Raw genomic sequence first — 18,201 nt, forward strand, 5'->3', positions numbered from 1 at the left:
GTCGCGCGCCGGCCACGAAACACTCCGCCGCGGACCGCGCGTCCGGCTCAGCGCTTCTTGCGCGCCAGGATCACGATGAAGGTCACGACAGCGGCGAGCAGCACGACCCCGAGGCCGATCAGCAGCGGCCACGGCGCCGACTCGTCATCGGCGGGCACCTCGGCCTCATCGGTGACCTCGGCCTGCGTGGTCACCGCCGTCGCCGACTCGGTCGGCTCGGGCTCGGCCGTCTCGGTCGCCGGCGCCTCGGTGGGGGCCACCCCCGCGATCGAGAACGAGTAGTCGCCCGACGTCGGATGCCCGTCGCTCGAGACGACCTTCCAGGTGACCAGGTAGGTGCCATCGGTCATTCCCGGCTCCAGGGGAACGGCGACGGTGTCGGCCTCGACCACCGGCTCGCCGGCGACCCAGTCCTTGCCCGACTCGTCTTCGACGATCATCGCCGTGCCGGTGTTGCCGTCGAGCGAGAGCAGCTCGTTCGAGAAGACGAGCACCACCTCTTCGGGGGCGGCGCTGAGCTGCTCGTCGGCGCCCGGCGAGCTCGACACGATCGTGTCGTGTGCGGATGCCGGCGCAGCGACGCCCAGCCCGGCGAGGACGGCCACCGCGGCGGTGGCGAGAACGGTGCGGATACGGAACATGAAAAACCTCTCTTCGGATGCCGCGGGCGCGGCGTCTGCATCTGTGCGGGCGTTCGAATGCCCACATCGCGCGACGGTGTCGCGCAGGTGTCAGATCAGACGCAGAGCGGCGGGCCGCGGCGACGCAGAACCGCCCGGTGCGGGTCGCGCGGCAACGTGCCAGCGGCGACGCTCCAGCGCTGCCCGCCCAGTTCGAGTGGTCGCGCGAGGACGACGACGCGCACGGCTCGGCGCACCCACAGCGCAACATCGGATGCCACGGACGCGAGCGCCCGGACGATGCGCTCTCCCCGGTGCAACGCCAGCACGGTCACCGCAGCGGCGATCACATGGGCCAGCCACATGCCGGCACCGTCGGGCAGGAGCACCGCTCCGCTCTCGAGCGTGATCACCGCGGTGCCGTGCACATGCGGGGCGAGCCCGCCCCGCGGGGTGATGCTGCCCAGCACGAACAGCACATGGAACAGCGCCTGCGAGAGGGCGACCGCGATGCTGAGCCGGGTTACCGACAGTCGGCGGCCGGCCAGCAGCGTGCTGATCATCAGCGACAGCATCCACGGCACGGCGATGCCGAGCGCTCCCGGCAGGTCGCCACCCACGCCGACGTGCGAGAGCAGTGCGACAAATGTTGCGACGGTGGCGCCCACGAATCCGCGCAACAGCGGGATTCTACGAGAGGGACGCACCCTGCCATCCTTTCACGCCGTCGGTATGATCCCGGTGGTCGGCGGAGGCTCTCCCCCACCCGGGGCCGAGCTGCCGGGACGAGGCCGCCCCACCCCCATCGCACCCGCACTCGCGAGGATGACCAGTGCGATGCCGATCAGTTCCAACGGCGACAGATGCTGCCCGAGCAGTACGAACCCGGCGAGGCTCGCGATCGCCGGCCCCAGACTCATCAGCACGCCGAACACCGCCGGACTCAGCCGACGTAGCGCGATCAGTTCGAGGGCGTACGGAATGGTCGAGCTGAGCAGGGCCACCGCCGCCCCCAGGGCGATCAGTTCGACGCGCAGCAGCGCCGACCCCGCATCGGCGATACCGAACGGCAGCGAGAGCAGCGCGCCGAACACCATCGCCAGCGCCAGTCCGTCCAGCCCCTGAAACTCGCGCCCGACCCGTGCCGAAGCGAGGATGTACCCGGCCCAGCTTGCCGCGGCGCCGAGCGCGAAGAGCACACCCGTCACCGTGAGGCGATCCCACCCGCCGCCGCCCAGCGCGAGCACGCCGATGCCGGCCAGGCCCGCCCAGAGCCATGCCGCGCGGGTGCGGGCGACGACCACCGCAAGGGTCAGCGGTCCGAGCACCTCGATCGTCACGGTGACGCCCAGCGGCAGTTCGTTCAGCGCCAGGTAGAACATGCTGTTCATCAGCGCCAGCACGCCGCCGAACAGCAGCACCGAACGCCACGCGCTCGCGGAGTGCCCCCGAAGCGACGGGCGAGCGATCAGCAGCAGGATCAGCGCGGTGAACACCAACCGCAGCAGCACCATGCCCAGCGGGCCGGTCTGCGGGAACAGCAGCACGGCGACCGAAGCGCCGACCTCCTGGCACAGGAGCCCGATCGCGACGAGCCCGACGGCGGTGACTCCCCCGGATGGCCGTGCGCTGGAGCCGAACCCGGTCACTCCTGCGGTGCGGCGCAGATCGCCCCGTCGGCGATCGTCTGACCGTACTGCTCAGCCGTGAACGGCAGACCGAACTCAGGAGCCGTCTGGCCGGACGCCGCCGGAGACTTCGAGGCGATCGCGGCGAGCTGCCAGGCCAGATATGCGGCCGTCGACCCGCCCGCCGACGAATTGTTCAGCGTGACGGCCACGGTGAATCCCGTGGCGGGGTCGGAGTAGGCCGATGTGGCATACCCGGGCACCCAGCCGTGCTGGCCCACCATCGAGCCCACCAGCATGCCGCCGCCAGTGGCCTGGTACCACGACGGTGCGCTCGACGACGTCGGAAGCGGCTGCCCGAAGCGCGCGGGCTCGGCGCCCTCGTCGCGCAGCGCCTGCCGGGCGGTGGCCTGCACGTAGCGGCCGAGGTCGGTGATCGTCGAGGTGACGCCCGAGTCGGTGAAACCGATGCTGGACGAGCTCTGGGTGATGTCGATGGGAGCTGCACAGTCGTAGCCGCCGCCTTCGGCGGGCGGCAGATAGTTGCCCTTGAGCGCGGGAGAGGGGGCGGGAACAGCGGATGCCGGTGCCGGCAGCGACGTGGATGCCAGGCCCAATGGCGTCGTGACGTACTCGGAGATCAGCTCGGTGGCGGTCTTGCCCGAGACGCGCTCGAGAGCGAGACCGAGCAGCAGATAGCCGGCGTCGGAGTCGCGGTAGGTGGTGTGCACGGGACCACGCGCGACGCCGAGACCGTAGCTGGCCAGACGCAATGGTGCCCACTCGCGGTCGGGAGTCTTGAGCCAGTACGGCTTCGCGATGCCCTCGGAGGATCCCACGCCGCTCGTACCGTTGCACAAGTCGAGCAGGGTGACGTCCGAGAGGTCGGCGACGCCCGAGACGTGCTTGGTCACCGGTGCATCGAGCTCGATCTCGCCCGCGTCGGCCATGCCGTACAGCACATCGCAGGTCATCAGACGCGTCGTATCCGCGATGCGGAACGACATGTCGGCGGTGACCTCGGCGCTGTCGTCGCCACTCTGGGTGCCGAGACCGGCGACCCACTGGCCGCTCCACGGCACCCACACGCCGACGATCGCGCCGGTCGAACCGCTCGCGGTCATCGCATTCTCGACGGCCGACTGCAGCTGCGCGGTGACATCATCGGGCAGCGGCGCATCCACCTGCTCGGGCGGGGTGTACGTGAACTCGGGCGTCGATGCCGAGCATCCGGTCAGGACCAAGGCGAGCGCCAGGGCGCCACCGACGAGGGCGCGGGCGCGGCGCGACGAACGAAGCAGCATGGGAACCTCTGGTCTCGGACGGGAACCCTCCGAGTCTAGAGGCCGATACCTGAGAGCCCGCCAGCGTTGGCATCCGTCATTCCTGCGTCTTGGCCGCCTGACGCGCCTCCCAGGCCTCGCGCATGAACCGCCGCACGTCCTCGTCGACACGGATGTCGCGGGGACGCAGCGGTCGCGACAAGTACAGTCCGTCGAGCGCCGTCAGGCGCGAGAGCGCGACATACGTCTGTCCGGGCGCGAACGCGCCCGACCCCAGATCGACCACCGCGCGGTCGTACGTCTTGCCCTGCGACTTGTGGATCGTCACCGCCCACGCCAGCCGCAACGGGAACTGCGTGAACTCGGCCGCCACCTCGCGAGTGAGCGTCTTCGTGCCCGGGTTGTAGGCGTATCGGAAACGCTCCCAGACCGCGGGCTCGACATCGAACTCCTCACCATCGACATCGACCCGCACTGTCCCGCCGAGGATGCGGGTGACCGTGCCGATCGAGCCGTTGACCCACCGCGGCGGCTCACCCTGCATGGCGGTGTCGTTGCGCAGGAACATCACCTGCGCGCCCACCTTCAGCTTCAACTCGGCATCCGCCGGATAGTTCGACTCCCCCCGGCCGAAGTCACCGCTGACCTCGGCGTGCGCGGTCTGCTCGCGGCCGGACAGAGCCGCCAGATGACGCTTGTTGATGCCGTTGACGATGTCGTTGCGGGTGGCGAGCGTAATGATCGGCACCTCACCCGGCTCGGGATCGGGCGGGGTGCGCGCGCCGGCGGTGTTCAACGCACCGGCGATCTCGGCGGTCACCCGCCCATAGCGCACCGCGTTCAACATGGCCTTGAACCCGTCATCGGACTGCCGGTGGATGTGCACCAGCTCGTGCACGTGCAGTTTCGCACCGTGAGTACCGAGGTCGAGCATTCCGCCGGCGGCAGCCGCGCCACCGGTCCATACCTTCGCGTCGAAGAACCAGAACGAGCGGTAGTGATCCTGGATGTAGCGCAGCTCGTCGCCCCGCGGCGGCACCGGCGCCAGCTGGTACGGATCGCCGAACATGACCACCTGCACGCCGCCGAACGGTATCCCGCGCTTGCCCCGCGCCTGCCGCAATGACCGGTCGATGGCATCCATCAGATCGGCATTGACCATCGAGATCTCGTCGATCACGAGCGTCTCGATGGTGTTGAGGATGCGCCGGGTCGTATCGCTCTGCTCGATCTCGCTCTCGGCGATCAGACCGATCGGCAGTCGGAACAACGAGTGGATCGTCTGACCCTCGACGTTCAGCGCCGCGACGCCAGTCGGCGCGCAGATCGCGATCTGCTTCTTCGTGTTCGACGCGAAGTGCTGAAGCAGTGTCGACTTACCCGTGCCGGCGCGTCCCGTGACGAACACATGCTCATCGGTGTCCTCGATCAGACGGAACAGCTGCTGCTGCTCATCAGAGAGGGCTGGGGCGGACACCCACCCATGCTAGTTCGCCCACAGCCAGCACCGCGTTGGGCATGATCACAGCACGTATTCCCTAGACTGTCCGCCATGATGCAGGGGCGGACGGTATCTGGCGCGCGAGCGCGCCTGCGTGCCGACCTCACGCTTCTCGGCATCGTCGGAGCACTGCTACTGGCAGCGATCACCGCTGGCGGCATGTCCTTGTACAAGCAGTTCTACAGCCCCGCGGCGTTTGTGAGCCACTACCTCGACCTACTCGCCTCAGGACGCGTGGCCGACGCGCTGCTGCTTCCCGGAGTCGCCGTCGATCTGGCCGTGCTGCAAGAGTCAGGGCTGCAAGGTACCTCATCCGAGGCGCTGCTCCGGCAGGCCGCGCTCGCTCCGCTGAGCGACATCGAGGTGATCGCGCACAGCGAGGAGGACGGCGAACACCGGGTGCGTGTGGCCTATGAGGCCGGTGGCATCGACGGAACGTCGACGTTCACCGTCGTACAGGACGGCTGGCTGGGCGTCGCCCCCAACTGGCGGTTCGACCGCAGCCCGCTCGCCGAGATCGAACTGAACCTGCGCGGCTCCGATGCGTTCACCGTCAACGGGTTCGCCATCGACCGCCGTCAGATCATCGACCCGGGAGAGGAAGCCGATCCGCTGGCTCCGCTGCACATGCTCGTGCTCACCCCCGGCCTGTACTCCGTGTCGGTCGACACAGCCGTCGCTGCGACTCCCGGTGTCAGCGTGCTCGCCGATACCGCCGCGGCCCGCACCCCTGTCACCGTGCAGGCACAAGCCACCCCCAAGTTCATCGAAGTCGCACAGCAGCAGGTCGAGCAGTTTCTCCTGACGTGCGCCGAGCAAGAGGTGCTGCAGCCCACGTCTTGTCCGTTCGGTCTCGAAGTGCAGAACCGACTCGCCCCGGGCTCCACACCCGACTGGTCGATCGTCGCGCAGCCCGAGGTGTCGGTCGTACCCGACGGCGCACACTGGGCGATCCCGGCAGCCGACGCCGTCGCACACATCGATGTCGACATCCAGTCGCTGTACGACGGATCAGTGCGCGCCCTCTCAGAGGACGTGCCGTTCCAGATCAGCGGCACGGTCGTCGTACTGGCCGACGGATCGCTGTCGATCCGCGTCGGGTCGCCCAGCGGCTGACCCGAGCTCAGCGCACGTCGCGGGATGCCGCACGCTGGTCGCGCTCGGCGAGCTGCGCCAGCTGCGCGTTGTACTCCTCGAGCTCGGCCTCACCGGTGCGGTCGGCGTGGCGGTCGCGTTGACGCTGCAATCGGGCATCCGATCGCGACCACTGGATCGCGACCGTGACGGCCAGGATGAGCGTCGGGATCTCACCCACCGACCACGCGATACCGCCACCGATGTACTGATCCTCCATCGGTGTCGGCCCCCAGGTGCGGCCCATCGAACCGAACCACTCGGCGACCATCAGGCCTTCCTGCATCATCATCGCCAACCCGAAAAACGCGTGCATCGCCATGACCGCGATCAGGGTGATCAGGCGGCCGGCGTACGGCAGACGGTACGGGATCGGGTCGACGCCGATCAGGGTCAGCACGAACAGGTAGCCCGAGATCATGAAGTGAATGATCATCCACTCGTGGCCCAGGTGGTCGTACATCGCCCAGCGCACGAGGTCGGTGAAGTAGAACGCCCACAGCGACAGCACGAACACCGCCGCGGCGACGAACGGGTGTGTGATGAACTTCGAGTACGGCGAGTGCACGGCCCACAGGATCCACTCACGCCCGCCGCGGGTACCGTCGTTGCGCTTCTTGATCGCTCGCAGCGCCAGGGTGACGGGAGCGCCGAGCACCAGCAGCAGCGGGATGCCCATGCCCAGCAGCATGTGCCCGAGCATGTGCACGCTGAACAGATACTCCTGGTAGGCGTTGATCGGTCCGCAGGTGACCCACACCAGCGATGCCAGGCCCGCCATCCAGAAGATCGTGCGCTGCACGGGCCATGTGTCGCCGCGGCGGCGCAGACGCAGCAGGCCCGCGACGTAGAAGAACACACCGAACCCCGCGGCGATGAGCCACAGGATGTCCCAATCGGATGCTGTCAGCCACTGGGTGATGTCGAGCTCGGGCGGCAGCGGCGAGCGGGTGAGGCGTTCGGCCGGAGTCTGCACGGCGGGCGCCTCCTCGCCGAGCGGCGGAGGCGTGCGTGCCAGGGCTGCGGCGGCGCCGGACGCCGCCCCCATCAGTGCGATCTCACCGACGATGAGGGTCCAGAAAGCGCGCCGTTCGCGCTGGCCCTTCAGGTGCGGGATGAGCTTGCGCCGATACCAGGCGCCGAACAGGCCAAGACCCACCAGCAGCACCGTCTTGCCGATGACGATCAGACCATACGGCGAGAGCAGTTCGCTCCACTCGCCCAGCGCGACGACCGTGCGCGCGATGCCCGAGACCGCCACAACGACGAACGCGGCGATGGCCAGCGACGAGTACCGCGCGACGAGCACCGGCAGGTCGATGCGATCAGCATCCGATCGGGCGCGACCGTCCAGGCCGCGCAGCAGCACCAGCAGGATCACACCGCCCACCCACACGGCGGCACCCACGGTGTGCAGCAGGATCGAGTTGACCGCGACGGCGTGGCCCTCGACGTCGCCGGAGTGCCCCTGGGTGGCCATGGGCAGGAACGCGGCTGCAGCGAGCACGGCGGTGAGCAGCGTGCCCGTCCAACTGCGCCAGCCGAAGAGCAGAAGAGTTATCACCGCGCCCATCAGGGTGGTGATCAACCAGGCCTGGCCGAGTGGGAGCTCGAGCAGGAAACGACCGAACTGTTCACCGAACGAGTTCTCGGCCGTGAGCTTCGGGTTGAACGCCGCCATGAAGGTCAGGAATGCCGTGATACCCGAGGCGACGGTGAAGATCGCGGCGCCGATGGAGGCCGTATCGAGCGCGAGGTCGAACGGCCGTGAGCCGCTGCGCAGACCGAACAGCGCCAGCACGAGAGAGCCCAGCATGGCTGCCGCGCCGAGGTTGGCGATGAGCTTGGCAACGGGAAGACCCCACATCACGATGGGGCCGGGATCGAGCAGCTTGGGGGGCACGGCTCCCCCGCCGACCATGAGGGCGGCGATGAGCCCGGCTGCCGCGCTGGCCACAAGAACGACGAGGCCTGCGAGACGGTACGAATTCACTGTTCCAGCCTAGGCGCTCGGGCTGAGCGTTCGACGCCGGGCAGCTCCCCTGAAGACGAAGAGAGGCCGCCCCGAAGGACGGCCTCTCTTCGCAGGAGCAGTCTTACTTGACGGCTGCCTTCAGCTTGGAGCCAGCGGTCACCTTGACGCGCTTGCCAGCCGGGATCTTGATCTCGGCGCCGGTCTGCGGGTTGCGGCCGGTGCGAGCGGCGGTGTCGACCTGCTCGAACGAGATCCAGCCCGGGATCGAGACCTTGCTGCCCTTGGCAACGGCGTCGGAGACGGTGCCGAAGAGCGAGTCGAGCACGCGAGAAACGGTGGCCTGGCTCTCGCCGGTGGCCGAAGCGATGCTCGCGACGAGCTCGGTCTTGGTGATGGACTTGTCAGCCATGTCATCCTCCAGCGACGAGATACGTCGCAGTCTGTTGGTTTCGGGATTCCCCCCGTCGGTCAGATCGACCGCCTCGAATGTATCAACGGATGCCGGGAATCCCGCGTCATTTCGCGGGTTTCGGAGTGTTTTCCCGGCGCGTCGGGCCACTTTGGTCACATCCGTCACAGTTTCGGGGTGCTGCGCCACGCGCGCACTGCTTCGCGCCGCGGGTTCTCCCGGAGCGATGTGCCAAGACCCAGAGATCACGCGGGCATGCAAAAGGGGCGAGGATCCGAAGATCCTCGCCCCTTTCGAGTGAGACTTACCAGCTCGACTTGGTGATACCGGGCAGCTCGCCACGGTGAGCCATGTCACGGAAGCGGACACGCGAGATGCCGAACTTCGTGAGCACACCACGGGGGCGGCCGTCGATGGCGTCACGCGAACGAACCCGAACCGGCGACGCGTTGCGCGGCAGCTTCTGCAGGCCGACGCGTGCGGCCTCGCGGGCCTCGTCGGTGGCGTTCGGGTCGACGAGGGTCTTCTTCAGCTCGGCGCGACGCTCTGCGTAGCGCTCGACGATGACCTTGCGCTGCTCGTTGCGAGCGATCTTGCTCTTCTTAGCCATGGATCAACGCTCCTCTCGGAATTCGACGTGCTTGCGAACCACGGGGTCGTACTTCTTCAGCACGAGGCGGTCCGGGGTGTTGCGACGGTTCTTCTTGGTCACGTAGGTGTAACCGGTGCCCGCCGTCGAGCGGAGCTTGATGATCGGACGAACGTCCTGTGCCTTCTTGGCCATTAGAGCTTCACACCCTTCGCCTGGAGGTCCGCGACGACCTTCTCGATGCCGCGAGCGTCGATCACCTTGATGCCCTTGGCGGACACGTTCAGGGTGACCTTACGACCGAGCGACGGCACGTAGTAGGTCTTCTTCTGCACGTTCGGGTCGAAGCGACGCTTCGTCCGGCGGTGCGAGTGCGAGATGTTGTGACCGAAGCCGGGAACAGCACCGGTCACCTGGCACACTGCTGCCATAGTGGTGACTCCTTCAATACCGTGAGGCCGGACGGCCTCACCCAAGATCCCTTGTCGGCATCGCGCTCTCACGCGATGCGAACTGCGCACAGGAGAGCGCGCAGACAAAGAGTCAGTCTAGCACGGGCACAGCACTTCATATGCATCGCCCCGCCTCGAATGAGTGCACACTCGCGGGATTCGTGCTACTCTACCCGCGTAGACCACTGGGGTACACAGGGGTCCCGGAACCCTACTGAGGGGCAAGGTTCCGGGATCCCTTTTCCAGTTGACACCCGTAGATCACGAATGCAAGACTGCCAGCCATGGCGTTCACCGTAGGACTCGTCGGCGCGGGTCAGTTCGCCGGTCAATTCGCGACACTGTTCCACCATCACCCCGGCGTATCCGCGGTGCATGTGACCGATGTGGTCTCCTCCCGCGCCGCAGATTTGGTGCACTCGGCCGGACTGGACGGCACCTTCGACACCTTCGACGAGATGCTCGCGTCTCCGGTGGATGCCGTCGCGATCTTCACGCAGCGCTGGACGCACGGCCCTCTGGTCGTCAAGGCGCTGCGCGCCGGCAAGCACGTGTACTCGGCGGTGCCGATGGCGATCAGCACTGACGAGATCGCCGCGATCATCGAAGCCGTGCGCGAGACCGGGCTCACCTACATGATGGGCGAGACCAGCTACTACAACCCGGCGACCGTGTTCGCGCGCCAGAAGCTCGCAAGCGGCGAGTTCGGCCGCCTGTTCTACGGCGAAGGCGACTATGTGCACGACATGGACCTCGGGTTCTACGAGGCCTACCAGTACTCGGGCGGCGCGGACTGGAAGAGCACGGCCAGCTATCCCCCGCTGTTGTACCCCACCCATTCGATCGGCGGCGTGCTCGGCGCCTGGCCGACCCACGCCACGGCGGTCTCGGCGATCGGTGTCGTCGACCAGCGCGGCGACGGCGTGTTCGATCGTGCGGTCAGCCAGTTCGACAACGACTTCTCGAACGCGACCGCACTGTTCGAGCTCGCCGCCGGCGGCTCGATGCGCGTCAACGAGTTCCGGCGCGTCGGCTATCCGTCGCATCTGCGCGAATCCCGATTCCGGTGGTTCGGCACCGAGGGCTCTTTCGAACAGCTCGCGACGACCACCGTCTGGCAGAACCGCACGGGCGTCGAAGACATCTCGCATCTGATCGACACCCGTTCGTCCTTGTCGACGGACGACGCCGCTCTTGCCCGGATCGCGCCGGCGCTGCGGGAAGCGTTCGTATCGGGCTACGCTGAGATCCATGAAGCGGATCGCGGTCGCATCCCGACCGAGCTGGGATCGCTGCCCAACGGGCACGAGGGAAGCCATCACTTCCTCGTCGACGACTTCGTGCGCGCTGTGAACGAGCAGACCCTGCCACCGGTCAATGCGTGGCAAGCGGCGCGCTTCACGCTTCCCGGTGTCATCGCGCACGAGTCCGCGCGACGCGGCGGCGAGCGTCTCATCATCCCCGACTTCGGCGATCCTCGTGTCTGACGATCCACGGCCCCGCCCGGTCACCCGCGCCGATGTCGCCCGCTATGCCGGCGTGAGCACCGCCGTCGTGAGCTACGTGCTCAACGACGGCCCGAAGGCGGTCGCTCCGCTGACCAAGGAGCGCGTACTCGACGCGGTGCGCGTACTGGGCTACCGCCCCAACCTCGCGGCACGAGCGCTGTCGAAGGGGCAAGCCGACATGCTGGGTCTACTCGTCTCCGACAATGGCAATCCGTTCTTCACGGCCCTCTGGCACGCTCTCGACCGGGCCAGCGCCGCACGCTCGCGTCAACTGCTGATCGTCAACAGCGATCGCACGCAGACCTCGACCTCCGATCAGATCCGCGATCTGGCGTCGCGGCAGATCAGCGGCCTGGTCATTGCGAACATCCTCACCGCCAGCGAACAGGCGTTGGTCGAGAACCTGGGCATTCCCAGCGTGATGATCGGTCAGTTCGGTGACATCGACGGCATGTCGGGCATCGGCGTCGACTTCGTCTCGGGTGCCCGTCAGGGCGTCGAGCATCTGATCGGCCACGGCTACCGCGACATCGCCTTCGTCGGCAGTGTGTCACGGCACGATGGCCGCGAACGGGGCTGGCGAGAAGCCCTCACGGCGGCGCAGCTCTCGCCCGGCCCGCTGCTGCACACGACGTTCTCGTACGAAGGCGGGTACGACGCCGGCCAGAAGCTGCTGCGCGACGGCGCGCTCCCGCGCGGAATCCTCGCGGCCTCGGACCAGATCGCGCTCGGCCTGCTGACCGCGATGCGCGAAGCCGGGGTGCGTGTTCCCGAGGACGTCGCGCTCGTCTCCTTCGACGGCACGAGCGCAGTCGATTACGTCTGGCCCCGTATGACGACCGTGGTGCAGCCCCTCGAGGCGATGGCCGACGCGGCGATCGCCGCGCTCGTCGAGCCTGACACGACGCCGCGCTTCGTGGAGTTCGGTACCGAGCTGCGGGTGCGCGAATCCTGCGGATGCCCGACGGTTCGCTGACCGATCCGACGAGAGCCCGTGTTCACGGATCGCCCGGCAGACCCGCCGAGGCTTCGAAGGCGCCGCGCCCCCAGCGGAACGCCGACACCGTCGGGTCACCGGCAATCCAGAACCGCCACGGGTAGGCCCGGGTGCCACCCAGACCCGCCACGCCGACCCGCGGTCCGGCGGACACCTCGACGGGCGCCTCGCCCCAGAAGAGGCCGGCGCGCGCCCCGTTGAGCTCCGCGCCCGTCGCGAAGTCGATCCCGTCGTGCAGCGCGTGGCGCAGCCCGACGGCCTGCCCGAGCCGGCCGGGTCCGCGCGCCAGATCGCGCCGAGAGCCGGCGGTGAGCGGACCTGTAACACCGCGGCGCCGGGCGGCAGCATCCGCCCCCTCGATCACCTCACCCGCACGCAACAGCACACCGCCCGCGGTGCCCTCCGGCCCACAGACGACGTTGACGCACGAGTGGATGCCGTGGCTCAGGTACACGTAGAGGTGCCCCGGGGGACCCCACATGGTCGCGTTGCGCGCGGTCGGCCCCATCCGGGCGTGCGACCCGGGGTCGGGCACGGGACCCGTCCCGAGACCGTGGTACGCCTCGACCTCGGTGATGCGCAGGCGGATGCTGACGCCGTCGACCACGGTGTGCAGCCGAGCACCCAGAAAGCGGGGCGCGACGTCGACCGGCAGCCCCAGGAGGTCGTGCGGTCGCACCGCGCGTTCCGGGGCCGGCGTTGGCGTACTCACCACTGCGGGGCGGAACGGCACCACGAGATGTCGAAGCCGCTGAGCGTCGGCAGCTGCTCATCGCCGCGCAGGTCGAGCAGCTGCGTGTGCAGGGTCGTCGGCAGCGGCAACAGCATGTCGTCGTAGTCGTTGGTCGGCAGATCGGGCGCGACCACGACCGCGGCGTACTGGCCGCTCGGTGATGCGCAGACCTGCACGATGGCATCCGTTCCGCTGACCTCTGCGACGACGATTGCTGTTCCGTCGTCGTCGACCTTCACGACGGCCTGTCCGGTGGGCATGCCGCTCTCGTCGCGCTGCACGACGTAGCGCAGGGTTCCGCCGGGGAACGTCTCGATCGCTGTGGGCGGGCCGTAGTCGGGGTCGGATTCGGTCAACGGCGCCGCGCTGCCGTCGGTGAGGTTGAGCTCGACGATGGAGGCATCGGCGCGTTCGACGATCGCGGTGTAGGTGGTGCGGGTGGTGCCCAGGATGCTGGCGGCGACGCCCAGCGATTGCACACCCGCGTCGGTGGTGGGGTCTTCCAGGCTCAGCGCCCCGTTGAAGTCGATGAACAGAAGCGACGATGAGTCGGGCACGAACTGCCATTCGGCGATGCTCGCGTCGGCGTCGTCGATCTGCACGATGCGCGGCTCTCCGCTGCCGTTGAGCGGCTGGGTGACGAGCACGCTGGCGCGTCCGGAAGTCTCGGTGAGCTCCAGGTCCGAGTAGCTGTAGCCGACCAGACCACCGCGGTCCGACACCTGCACCGACGACACGTATCCGTCGCCGGGCATCTCCAGGTCGCGTTGGTCGGAGCCGTCGCGATTCATGGCGATCAGGCGCGAGCCCTGCTGCTCTTCGACGGCGACGACCAGGAGGCTCGAGGTGGCCCGGTAGTCACCGATGCGCGGGTGCGTGAACACGGGCGTCGCCTCACCGGCGATGTCGGTGGCGAAGATGGTGTCTTCATCGGCCGTGCGCTGCAGCAGGAACAGCTGCGAGGCGGGCGTCGTGAACGTCGTCTCAAGCTCACTGGACGGGCCTCCGCCGATGGCGGTGACGCCCGCCACCGACACGCGGTACTGGGTGTCGTCATCGAGCGGCACGGCGAAGCGCACTCCGATGCTGCGGCCGTTCGCGTCGACGGTGAACGGTACGGCCGGTTCGACAGTCACCTGCTCGGGATCGATCGGGTCGAGGCTCTGGTTGGCGGTGAGAATGACACGGCTGCCCGGCGACTCGATCGCCTGCATCGGGTCGACCTGCACCTGGCTGAGACGCGGCCCCTGCGTGATGCTGACGACGCCGAGCCCGGCGACGACAAGAGCGAGGATGCCGAGCACCGACCACAGGGCGAGAAGAAAGCGCCGGTTGCCGGGCGCCGCGGCGCCGCGATGCTCGTTCTCGTGCGCGGGCGCCGGCTCGAGCACGGGGTCGGGGATCGCCGGGATGCTGGGTACCGGACCAGACGGGAACGGAATCTGCGCGGCGGTGCCTGCGTCGACCGGCTCGGGCTCGGGCTGCGCGGTAGCATCCGCCACGTCAGGCTCGGCCACGGAGCGCTGGGCAGCATCCGATGGTGCCGGCGCGACAGCATCCGACGCACTCGACGCGTCTGATGTGGTGGCGGCCTCCTCGGCGGCGCGCTGCGCGCGCAACTGCGCGCGCGTGAGCGGGACGCCGTCGGATCCGTCAGTACTCATACGGATCCTTCGGCTCATCGATCTTCGTGACCTCGACCGGTTCGATGCGCAGGGTGCCGTCAGCATCGGCGCGCACCGTGCCGCTGACCTCGATCCACTGACCGGTCTCGTACGTCTCGGTCAGGCCGGGGCCGCTGACGGGCACCGAGGCGGGCTGCGCATCGATCACGCAGTGCGAGATCACCATGCGCGTCAGGTTCACGTCGCCCTCGGAGTTCGGCGTGACGAATCCGACCAGCGTGACGGGGGAACCGTCGTAGTTCTCGGGGCGCGTCGACGTCGCGAACGCCGTCGACCACTCCCCCACGCCGAACGTCGTCGTGTCGGCGATACCGAGCGTGACGTCGTCGGCGCCGGCGAACAGCGTCGGCGTCTCGCCGGCGCGCGAGACGGCCAGCGCGGCCGAGAGCGACGCCGGCGGCAGCACCAGCGCCGCGACGACGACAGCGGATGCAATCGCTCCGCCGCTCACCACGGCGACGGTCTGCATCGTGCGGCGGCGGGATGCCCGGGCATCCGAAGTTCCGGCCGGAGTCGTGTGGTCGTGGTCATGATCGCCCTCGGCGCCCAGCGGCAGCGTGCACGACCAGACCGCCAGCACCAGCGTCACCACGGCGGCAGCACTGGCGAACCAGACCGTCTCGGGGCTGATGTACAGCGTGAGCCGCCCGGTCGCGGCCAGTCCGAGGGTGATCACCGACATCACGCTCGCCAGCCCCGCCCCCAACCACCGGGTGGCCAGGGCGTGCGCCGTCGAAGGGCGGTCGGTGTCGGTGTGCTCAGCCAAAGACGTTCACCCCGATGCCGATCGCGCAGGCGGCGAGGATCACCACACCGACCACGCCCGCGATCACGCGGGTCGTGTAGGTGGTGCGCAGCAGCGCGATCATCTTCACATCGACCAGTGGGCCGACGATCAGGAACGCGATCAGCGCACCGGCCGAGAAGGTCGAGGCGAACGACAGGGCGAAGAACGCGTCGACGTTCGAGCAGATCGCGACCGTCATCGCCAACGCCACCATCGCGAGGATCGACAGCACGGGGTTGGAACCGATCGCCAGCAGCACATCGCGCGGCACCAGCACCTGCACAGCGCCCGCCAGGGCCGAACCGATCACCAGCGCCGGCATGACCGCCCGCAACTCGACCAAGAACTGCACAAGACTGCGGCGCACGGGCGAACCAGGTTCGTGCGCCACCTGCTCGCAGGTGTCGACGAACCGCGCGGTCAGCATCGCCTGCGGGTCACGGTGGCGGCTGAAGATCCAGCCGATCAGATTGGCGATCAGGTATCCGCCGACCAGACGCGCCACCAGAATGCCGTCATCCCACCCGAACGCGGCGTGCGTGGTGAGGATGACGATCGGGTTGACGATCGGCGCGGCGATCAGGAACGTCAGCGCCTCGGACGGGGCGAGGCCGCGCATCATCAGGCCGCGGGCGAAGGGCACGTTGCCGCACTCGCAGACCGGGATGAACATGCCCAGCAGTGACAGCACGGCCCGGCGTGCCCAGGCGTTGCGCGGCAGCCAGCGCTGCAGCACATCAGCCGGCATCCACACCTGCACGACGATCGACAGCACGACGCCGAGCATCACCCACGGCAGCGCCTCGATCAGCACGCTGATGCTGAGCGTCAGTCCGTCCTGTGCACGATCCGGCAGCGCGGTCGGGAACAGCGTCGGCACGAACACGTCGATGATCACGAGCGCCGCAACGATGGCCAGACCGATCGCGATGGCCTTGCCGGTGGGCACGCTGCGCCGGTGCGCATGCGTGTGCGCGTGACTGCGCGGCGTGCGCTCGGCAGTCGACGAGGGCGTCACGCGCCGTCCTTGCCGTCGATCCGATTCGCGCACGCCGCGCACAGTCCGAAGATGTCGACGACGTGCTCGGCATCACGGAAGCCGTGCAGAGCAGCCGTGCGCTTGGCCCACTGCTCGACGTCCTTGGCCTCGATCTCGACCGTCAGTCCGCACGAGCGGCAGATCAGATGGTGATGGTGCTCCTGCGTCTCGCACGCGCGGTACAGCGCTTCGCCCTCGGGGCTCTGCAGCGAATCCGCCTCGCCCGAGGCCGCGAGCCCCGCCAGAGCGCGGTAGACCGTGGCGAGACCGATACCCGTGTTCGCCTGGCGCAACTCGGCGTGCAGAGTCTGCGCGCTGACGAATCCGCGCGCTTCCGCGAGCGCGTCGCGCACGCGCTCGCGCTGCCAGGTGTTCCGCTGAGCCATGATCCGAGTCTAGGCCGGGCCGGCTGACCGTTTCCGGGTCAGTCGGATGCCGTCAGCTCATCCTCCAGCGGCTCGTCACCGAGGAACTCGTCGGTAGCATCCGAGGCCTCTTCGTCGGGTGCGTCGGCGACCGCGACGTCCTCGACGGGCATGTCATCGGTGTCACCGGTCGCGGCGACGGCCGCGGCTGAACCGGTGAGCACGCCCTCGGGGCGCAGCAGTTCGCGCACCTCGGCCATGAAGCTGTTCAGCTGCTGCTGCTGCCAGCGCAGCTGACGCGTGGCGTCTTCGGCGTCGCGCAGGGCGCCGGTGGCGTGGCCGGTGACCGAGTCGACGATCTTCTGCGCCTTGGCGCGAGCGCGCTCCAGCGTCTCGCGCGCCTTCACGTGAGCCTCGGCCTCGATCGCCTGTGCCTGCGAGCGCATCAGCTTCTCGTAGTCCTCGGCCTTGTTCGAGATGCGCTGCGCGTGCTCCAGCGAGGCCGCGACCTGCTCGTTGGCATCCGAGGTGATGCGCTCGGCGTGGGCGACGGCCTGGTTGTGCAGCACCAGGAACTCCTGCTGCGCGTCGTCCTGGCGGCGGGTCAGGGTCTCTTCGAACTCCAGCACGCGGGCGTTCATCTCGCGCACCTCACGCTCGGCGTCCGAGCGCATGTCCGAGGTCTCGCGGGTGACCATCGCGCGCAACGCGGCGGCGACCTTCTCGGCCTCGGTGCGCACCGTGGCGGCCTCCTGCTCGGCCTGCGACACCTTCTCTGCGGCGTGCGCAGCCTCGCGCTCGAGGCGGGCCTCGTGTGCGGTCAGCTCGGTGTCGATCTTCAGTCGCACCTGGTCGGCGTCCTGCTGCGCCTGCGCGGTGATGCGCGCGACGTCGGCGGCGAGCTCGGCGCGCTTGGCCTCGGTCTCTTCACGCGCCGCTTCGAGCAGGCGCTCGGCCTGCGAGGCCGCGTTGTGGATCAGCACGCTGGCCTGCTCTTCGGCCACACGCAGGACGGCTTCGAACTGCTGACGGCTCTGCGGCTCGTCGGAGCGGCCCGCGCCGTCCGCGTCGCCCTCGGCGCGCGCTGCCGCGGTGAGTTCCTCGGTGAGCGCGGTGATCTGCTCGGCCGAAGCCTCGACCTGCGCCTTGGCCGCCTTGAGCTCCTCTTCGAGCCGGGCCGCGCGTTCGTCGCTCTCGGCGAGCGCACCGGCGATGGACTGCTCGCTATCGCCACGCAAGGCTTCCAGTTCGCCGCGGTGGCGGGCGTCGAGGCCCTCCAGATCGGACGTCAGGCGCTTGACCTGGTCGCGCAGAGTCGCGACGGCGGCGTCGACCTCTGCCTTGTCGTAGCCGCGGAACGCCTGCGTGAACGCGGAGTGCTCGCCCTTCGGCGCTGTGGTCAGCAGCTGGTCGAAGAAGTCGCCGTTCTGCTGGCCATCGGAGTCATGCGTGTTGCTCAACGGAACTCGCCTTTCTGAAGATTTCGGCCCCTGATC

Annotated in this window: 19 protein-coding genes; 3 read left to right on the forward strand and 16 right to left on the reverse strand. The window is 68.5% G+C overall.

Annotation, left to right across the window (positions count from 1 at the left end):
- Nucleotides 1-47: 47 nt before the first annotated feature.
- The 5 genes from PTQ19_RS14770 to PTQ19_RS14790 form a co-directional block, all read right to left on the reverse strand.
- The gene (locus PTQ19_RS14770; protein WP_274367894.1) at nt 48-641 is read right to left on the reverse strand and encodes a copper resistance CopC family protein; all 594 of its coding nucleotides are present in this window, start codon (nt 639-641) and stop codon (nt 48-50) included.
- 95 nt (nt 642-736) lie between these two features.
- Nucleotides 737-1,327: a hypothetical protein gene (locus tag PTQ19_RS14775; protein ID WP_274367895.1), complete on the reverse strand. Its 591-nt coding sequence runs from the start codon at nt 1,325-1,327 to the stop codon at nt 737-739.
- Nucleotides 1,328-1,339: 12 nt separating this feature from the next.
- Nucleotides 1,340-2,269 carry an EamA family transporter gene (locus tag PTQ19_RS14780; RefSeq protein ID WP_274367896.1) on the reverse strand — a complete coding sequence of 310 codons (930 nt, stop codon included), beginning with the start codon at nt 2,267-2,269 and terminating at the stop codon, nt 1,340-1,342.
- The gene (locus PTQ19_RS14785; RefSeq protein WP_274367897.1) at nt 2,266-3,552 is read right to left on the reverse strand and encodes a serine hydrolase domain-containing protein; all 1,287 of its coding nucleotides are present in this window, start codon (nt 3,550-3,552) and stop codon (nt 2,266-2,268) included. The genes PTQ19_RS14780 and PTQ19_RS14785 overlap by 4 nt, the downstream gene beginning before the upstream one ends.
- Before the next feature lie 76 nt (nt 3,553-3,628).
- Nucleotides 3,629-5,008: an ATP-dependent DNA helicase gene (locus tag PTQ19_RS14790; RefSeq protein WP_274367898.1), complete on the reverse strand. Its 1,380-nt coding sequence runs from the start codon at nt 5,006-5,008 to the stop codon at nt 3,629-3,631.
- 75 nt (nt 5,009-5,083) lie between these two features.
- Between PTQ19_RS14790 and PTQ19_RS14795 the strand changes: the two genes are divergently transcribed.
- Complete coding sequence (locus PTQ19_RS14795) at nt 5,084-6,148, forward strand: hypothetical protein (RefSeq protein WP_274367899.1); 1,065 nt, start codon at nt 5,084-5,086, stop codon at nt 6,146-6,148.
- 7 nt (nt 6,149-6,155) lie between these two features.
- Here the strand turns inward: PTQ19_RS14795 and PTQ19_RS14800 are convergent, their stop codons facing one another.
- The 5 genes from PTQ19_RS14800 to rpmB form a co-directional block, all read right to left on the reverse strand.
- Nucleotides 6,156-8,087: a cytochrome c oxidase assembly protein gene (locus PTQ19_RS14800; protein WP_274369088.1), complete on the reverse strand. Its 1,932-nt coding sequence runs from the start codon at nt 8,085-8,087 to the stop codon at nt 6,156-6,158.
- 175 nt (nt 8,088-8,262) lie between these two features.
- Nucleotides 8,263-8,550 carry an HU family DNA-binding protein gene (locus PTQ19_RS14805; RefSeq protein ID WP_087129650.1) on the reverse strand — a complete coding sequence of 96 codons (288 nt, stop codon included), beginning with the start codon at nt 8,548-8,550 and terminating at the stop codon, nt 8,263-8,265.
- Nucleotides 8,551-8,854: 304 nt separating this feature from the next.
- Complete coding sequence (gene rpsN, locus PTQ19_RS14810; RefSeq protein WP_179409669.1) at nt 8,855-9,160, reverse strand: 30S ribosomal protein S14; 306 nt, start codon at nt 9,158-9,160, stop codon at nt 8,855-8,857.
- Between the two features lie 3 nt (nt 9,161-9,163).
- Nucleotides 9,164-9,334, reverse strand: a complete 171-nt coding sequence (gene rpmG / locus PTQ19_RS14815) for a 50S ribosomal protein L33 (RefSeq protein WP_046014935.1) — start codon at nt 9,332-9,334, stop codon at nt 9,164-9,166.
- Nucleotides 9,334-9,570 (reverse strand): 50S ribosomal protein L28, encoded by a 237-nt coding sequence (gene rpmB / locus PTQ19_RS14820; RefSeq protein WP_179409668.1) that lies wholly within the window; start codon nt 9,568-9,570, stop codon nt 9,334-9,336. Before rpmB ends, rpmG begins: the two co-directional genes overlap by 1 nt.
- 305 nt (nt 9,571-9,875) lie before the next feature.
- Between rpmB and PTQ19_RS14825 the strand changes: the two genes are divergently transcribed.
- Both PTQ19_RS14825 and PTQ19_RS14830 read left to right on the forward strand, forming a co-directional pair.
- Entirely contained in the window at nt 9,876-11,078 is a 1,203-nt protein-coding gene (locus PTQ19_RS14825; RefSeq protein ID WP_274367900.1) for a Gfo/Idh/MocA family protein, read from the forward strand.
- Nucleotides 11,071-12,075: a LacI family DNA-binding transcriptional regulator gene (locus tag PTQ19_RS14830; RefSeq protein ID WP_274367901.1), complete on the forward strand. Its 1,005-nt coding sequence runs from the start codon at nt 11,071-11,073 to the stop codon at nt 12,073-12,075. Before PTQ19_RS14825 ends, PTQ19_RS14830 begins: the two co-directional genes overlap by 8 nt.
- A 22-nt stretch (nt 12,076-12,097) precedes the next feature.
- Here the strand turns inward: PTQ19_RS14830 and PTQ19_RS14835 are convergent, their stop codons facing one another.
- The 6 genes from PTQ19_RS14835 to PTQ19_RS14860 form a co-directional block, all read right to left on the reverse strand.
- The gene (locus tag PTQ19_RS14835) at nt 12,098-12,775 is read right to left on the reverse strand and encodes a DNA-3-methyladenine glycosylase (protein WP_274367902.1); all 678 of its coding nucleotides are present in this window, start codon (nt 12,773-12,775) and stop codon (nt 12,098-12,100) included.
- A gap of 29 nt (nt 12,776-12,804) precedes the next feature.
- On the reverse strand, nt 12,805-14,493 hold the full coding sequence (locus PTQ19_RS14840) for a hypothetical protein (protein ID WP_274367903.1): 1,689 nt from the start codon (nt 14,491-14,493) through the stop codon (nt 12,805-12,807).
- Nucleotides 14,483-15,280 (reverse strand): TIGR03943 family putative permease subunit, encoded by a 798-nt coding sequence (locus PTQ19_RS14845; protein ID WP_274367904.1) that lies wholly within the window; start codon nt 15,278-15,280, stop codon nt 14,483-14,485. The genes PTQ19_RS14840 and PTQ19_RS14845 overlap by 11 nt, the downstream gene beginning before the upstream one ends.
- Nucleotides 15,273-16,250 carry a permease gene (locus tag PTQ19_RS14850; protein ID WP_274369089.1) on the reverse strand — a complete coding sequence of 326 codons (978 nt, stop codon included), beginning with the start codon at nt 16,248-16,250 and terminating at the stop codon, nt 15,273-15,275. Before PTQ19_RS14850 ends, PTQ19_RS14845 begins: the two co-directional genes overlap by 8 nt.
- A 65-nt stretch (nt 16,251-16,315) precedes the next feature.
- On the reverse strand, nt 16,316-16,726 hold the full coding sequence (locus tag PTQ19_RS14855; protein WP_206550945.1) for a Fur family transcriptional regulator: 411 nt from the start codon (nt 16,724-16,726) through the stop codon (nt 16,316-16,318).
- A 38-nt stretch (nt 16,727-16,764) separates the two neighbouring features.
- A complete protein-coding gene (locus PTQ19_RS14860) occupies nt 16,765-18,165 on the reverse strand; it encodes a DivIVA domain-containing protein (protein WP_274367905.1) in 1,401 nt (466 codons plus the stop codon).
- Nucleotides 18,166-18,201 lie beyond the last annotated feature (36 nt).

Origin of the sequence: Microbacterium esteraromaticum (assembly GCF_028747645.1) — a bacterium.
GTDB classification, from domain to species: Bacteria; Actinomycetota; Actinomycetes; order Actinomycetales; family Microbacteriaceae; genus Microbacterium; species Microbacterium esteraromaticum_C.

Bases quoted from the DNA above. Each gene is read 5' to 3' on its own strand.
- rpmB (WP_179409668.1), bottom strand. From the start codon at position 9,570: ATGGCAGCAGTGTGCCAGGTGACCGGTGCTGTTCCCGGCTTCGGTCAC.
- PTQ19_RS14795 (WP_274367899.1), top strand. From the start codon at position 5,084: ATGATGCAGGGGCGGACGGTATCTGGCGCGCGAGCGCGCCTGCGTGCC.
- PTQ19_RS14770 (WP_274367894.1), bottom strand. From the start codon at position 641: ATGTTCCGTATCCGCACCGTTCTCGCCACCGCCGCGGTGGCCGTCCTC.
- PTQ19_RS14785 (WP_274367897.1), bottom strand. From the start codon at position 3,552: ATGCTGCTTCGTTCGTCGCGCCGCGCCCGCGCCCTCGTCGGTGGCGCC.
- rpmG (WP_046014935.1), bottom strand. From the start codon at position 9,334: ATGGCCAAGAAGGCACAGGACGTTCGTCCGATCATCAAGCTCCGCTCG.
- PTQ19_RS14840 (WP_274367903.1), bottom strand. From the start codon at position 14,493: ATGAGTACTGACGGATCCGACGGCGTCCCGCTCACGCGCGCGCAGTTG.
- PTQ19_RS14800 (WP_274369088.1), bottom strand. From the start codon at position 8,087: ATGGTCGGCGGGGGAGCCGTGCCCCCCAAGCTGCTCGATCCCGGCCCC.
- PTQ19_RS14855 (WP_206550945.1), bottom strand. From the start codon at position 16,726: ATGGCTCAGCGGAACACCTGGCAGCGCGAGCGCGTGCGCGACGCGCTC.
- rpsN (WP_179409669.1), bottom strand. From the start codon at position 9,160: ATGGCTAAGAAGAGCAAGATCGCTCGCAACGAGCAGCGCAAGGTCATC.
- PTQ19_RS14805 (WP_087129650.1), bottom strand. From the start codon at position 8,550: ATGGCTGACAAGTCCATCACCAAGACCGAGCTCGTCGCGAGCATCGCT.
- PTQ19_RS14825 (WP_274367900.1), top strand. From the start codon at position 9,876: ATGGCGTTCACCGTAGGACTCGTCGGCGCGGGTCAGTTCGCCGGTCAA.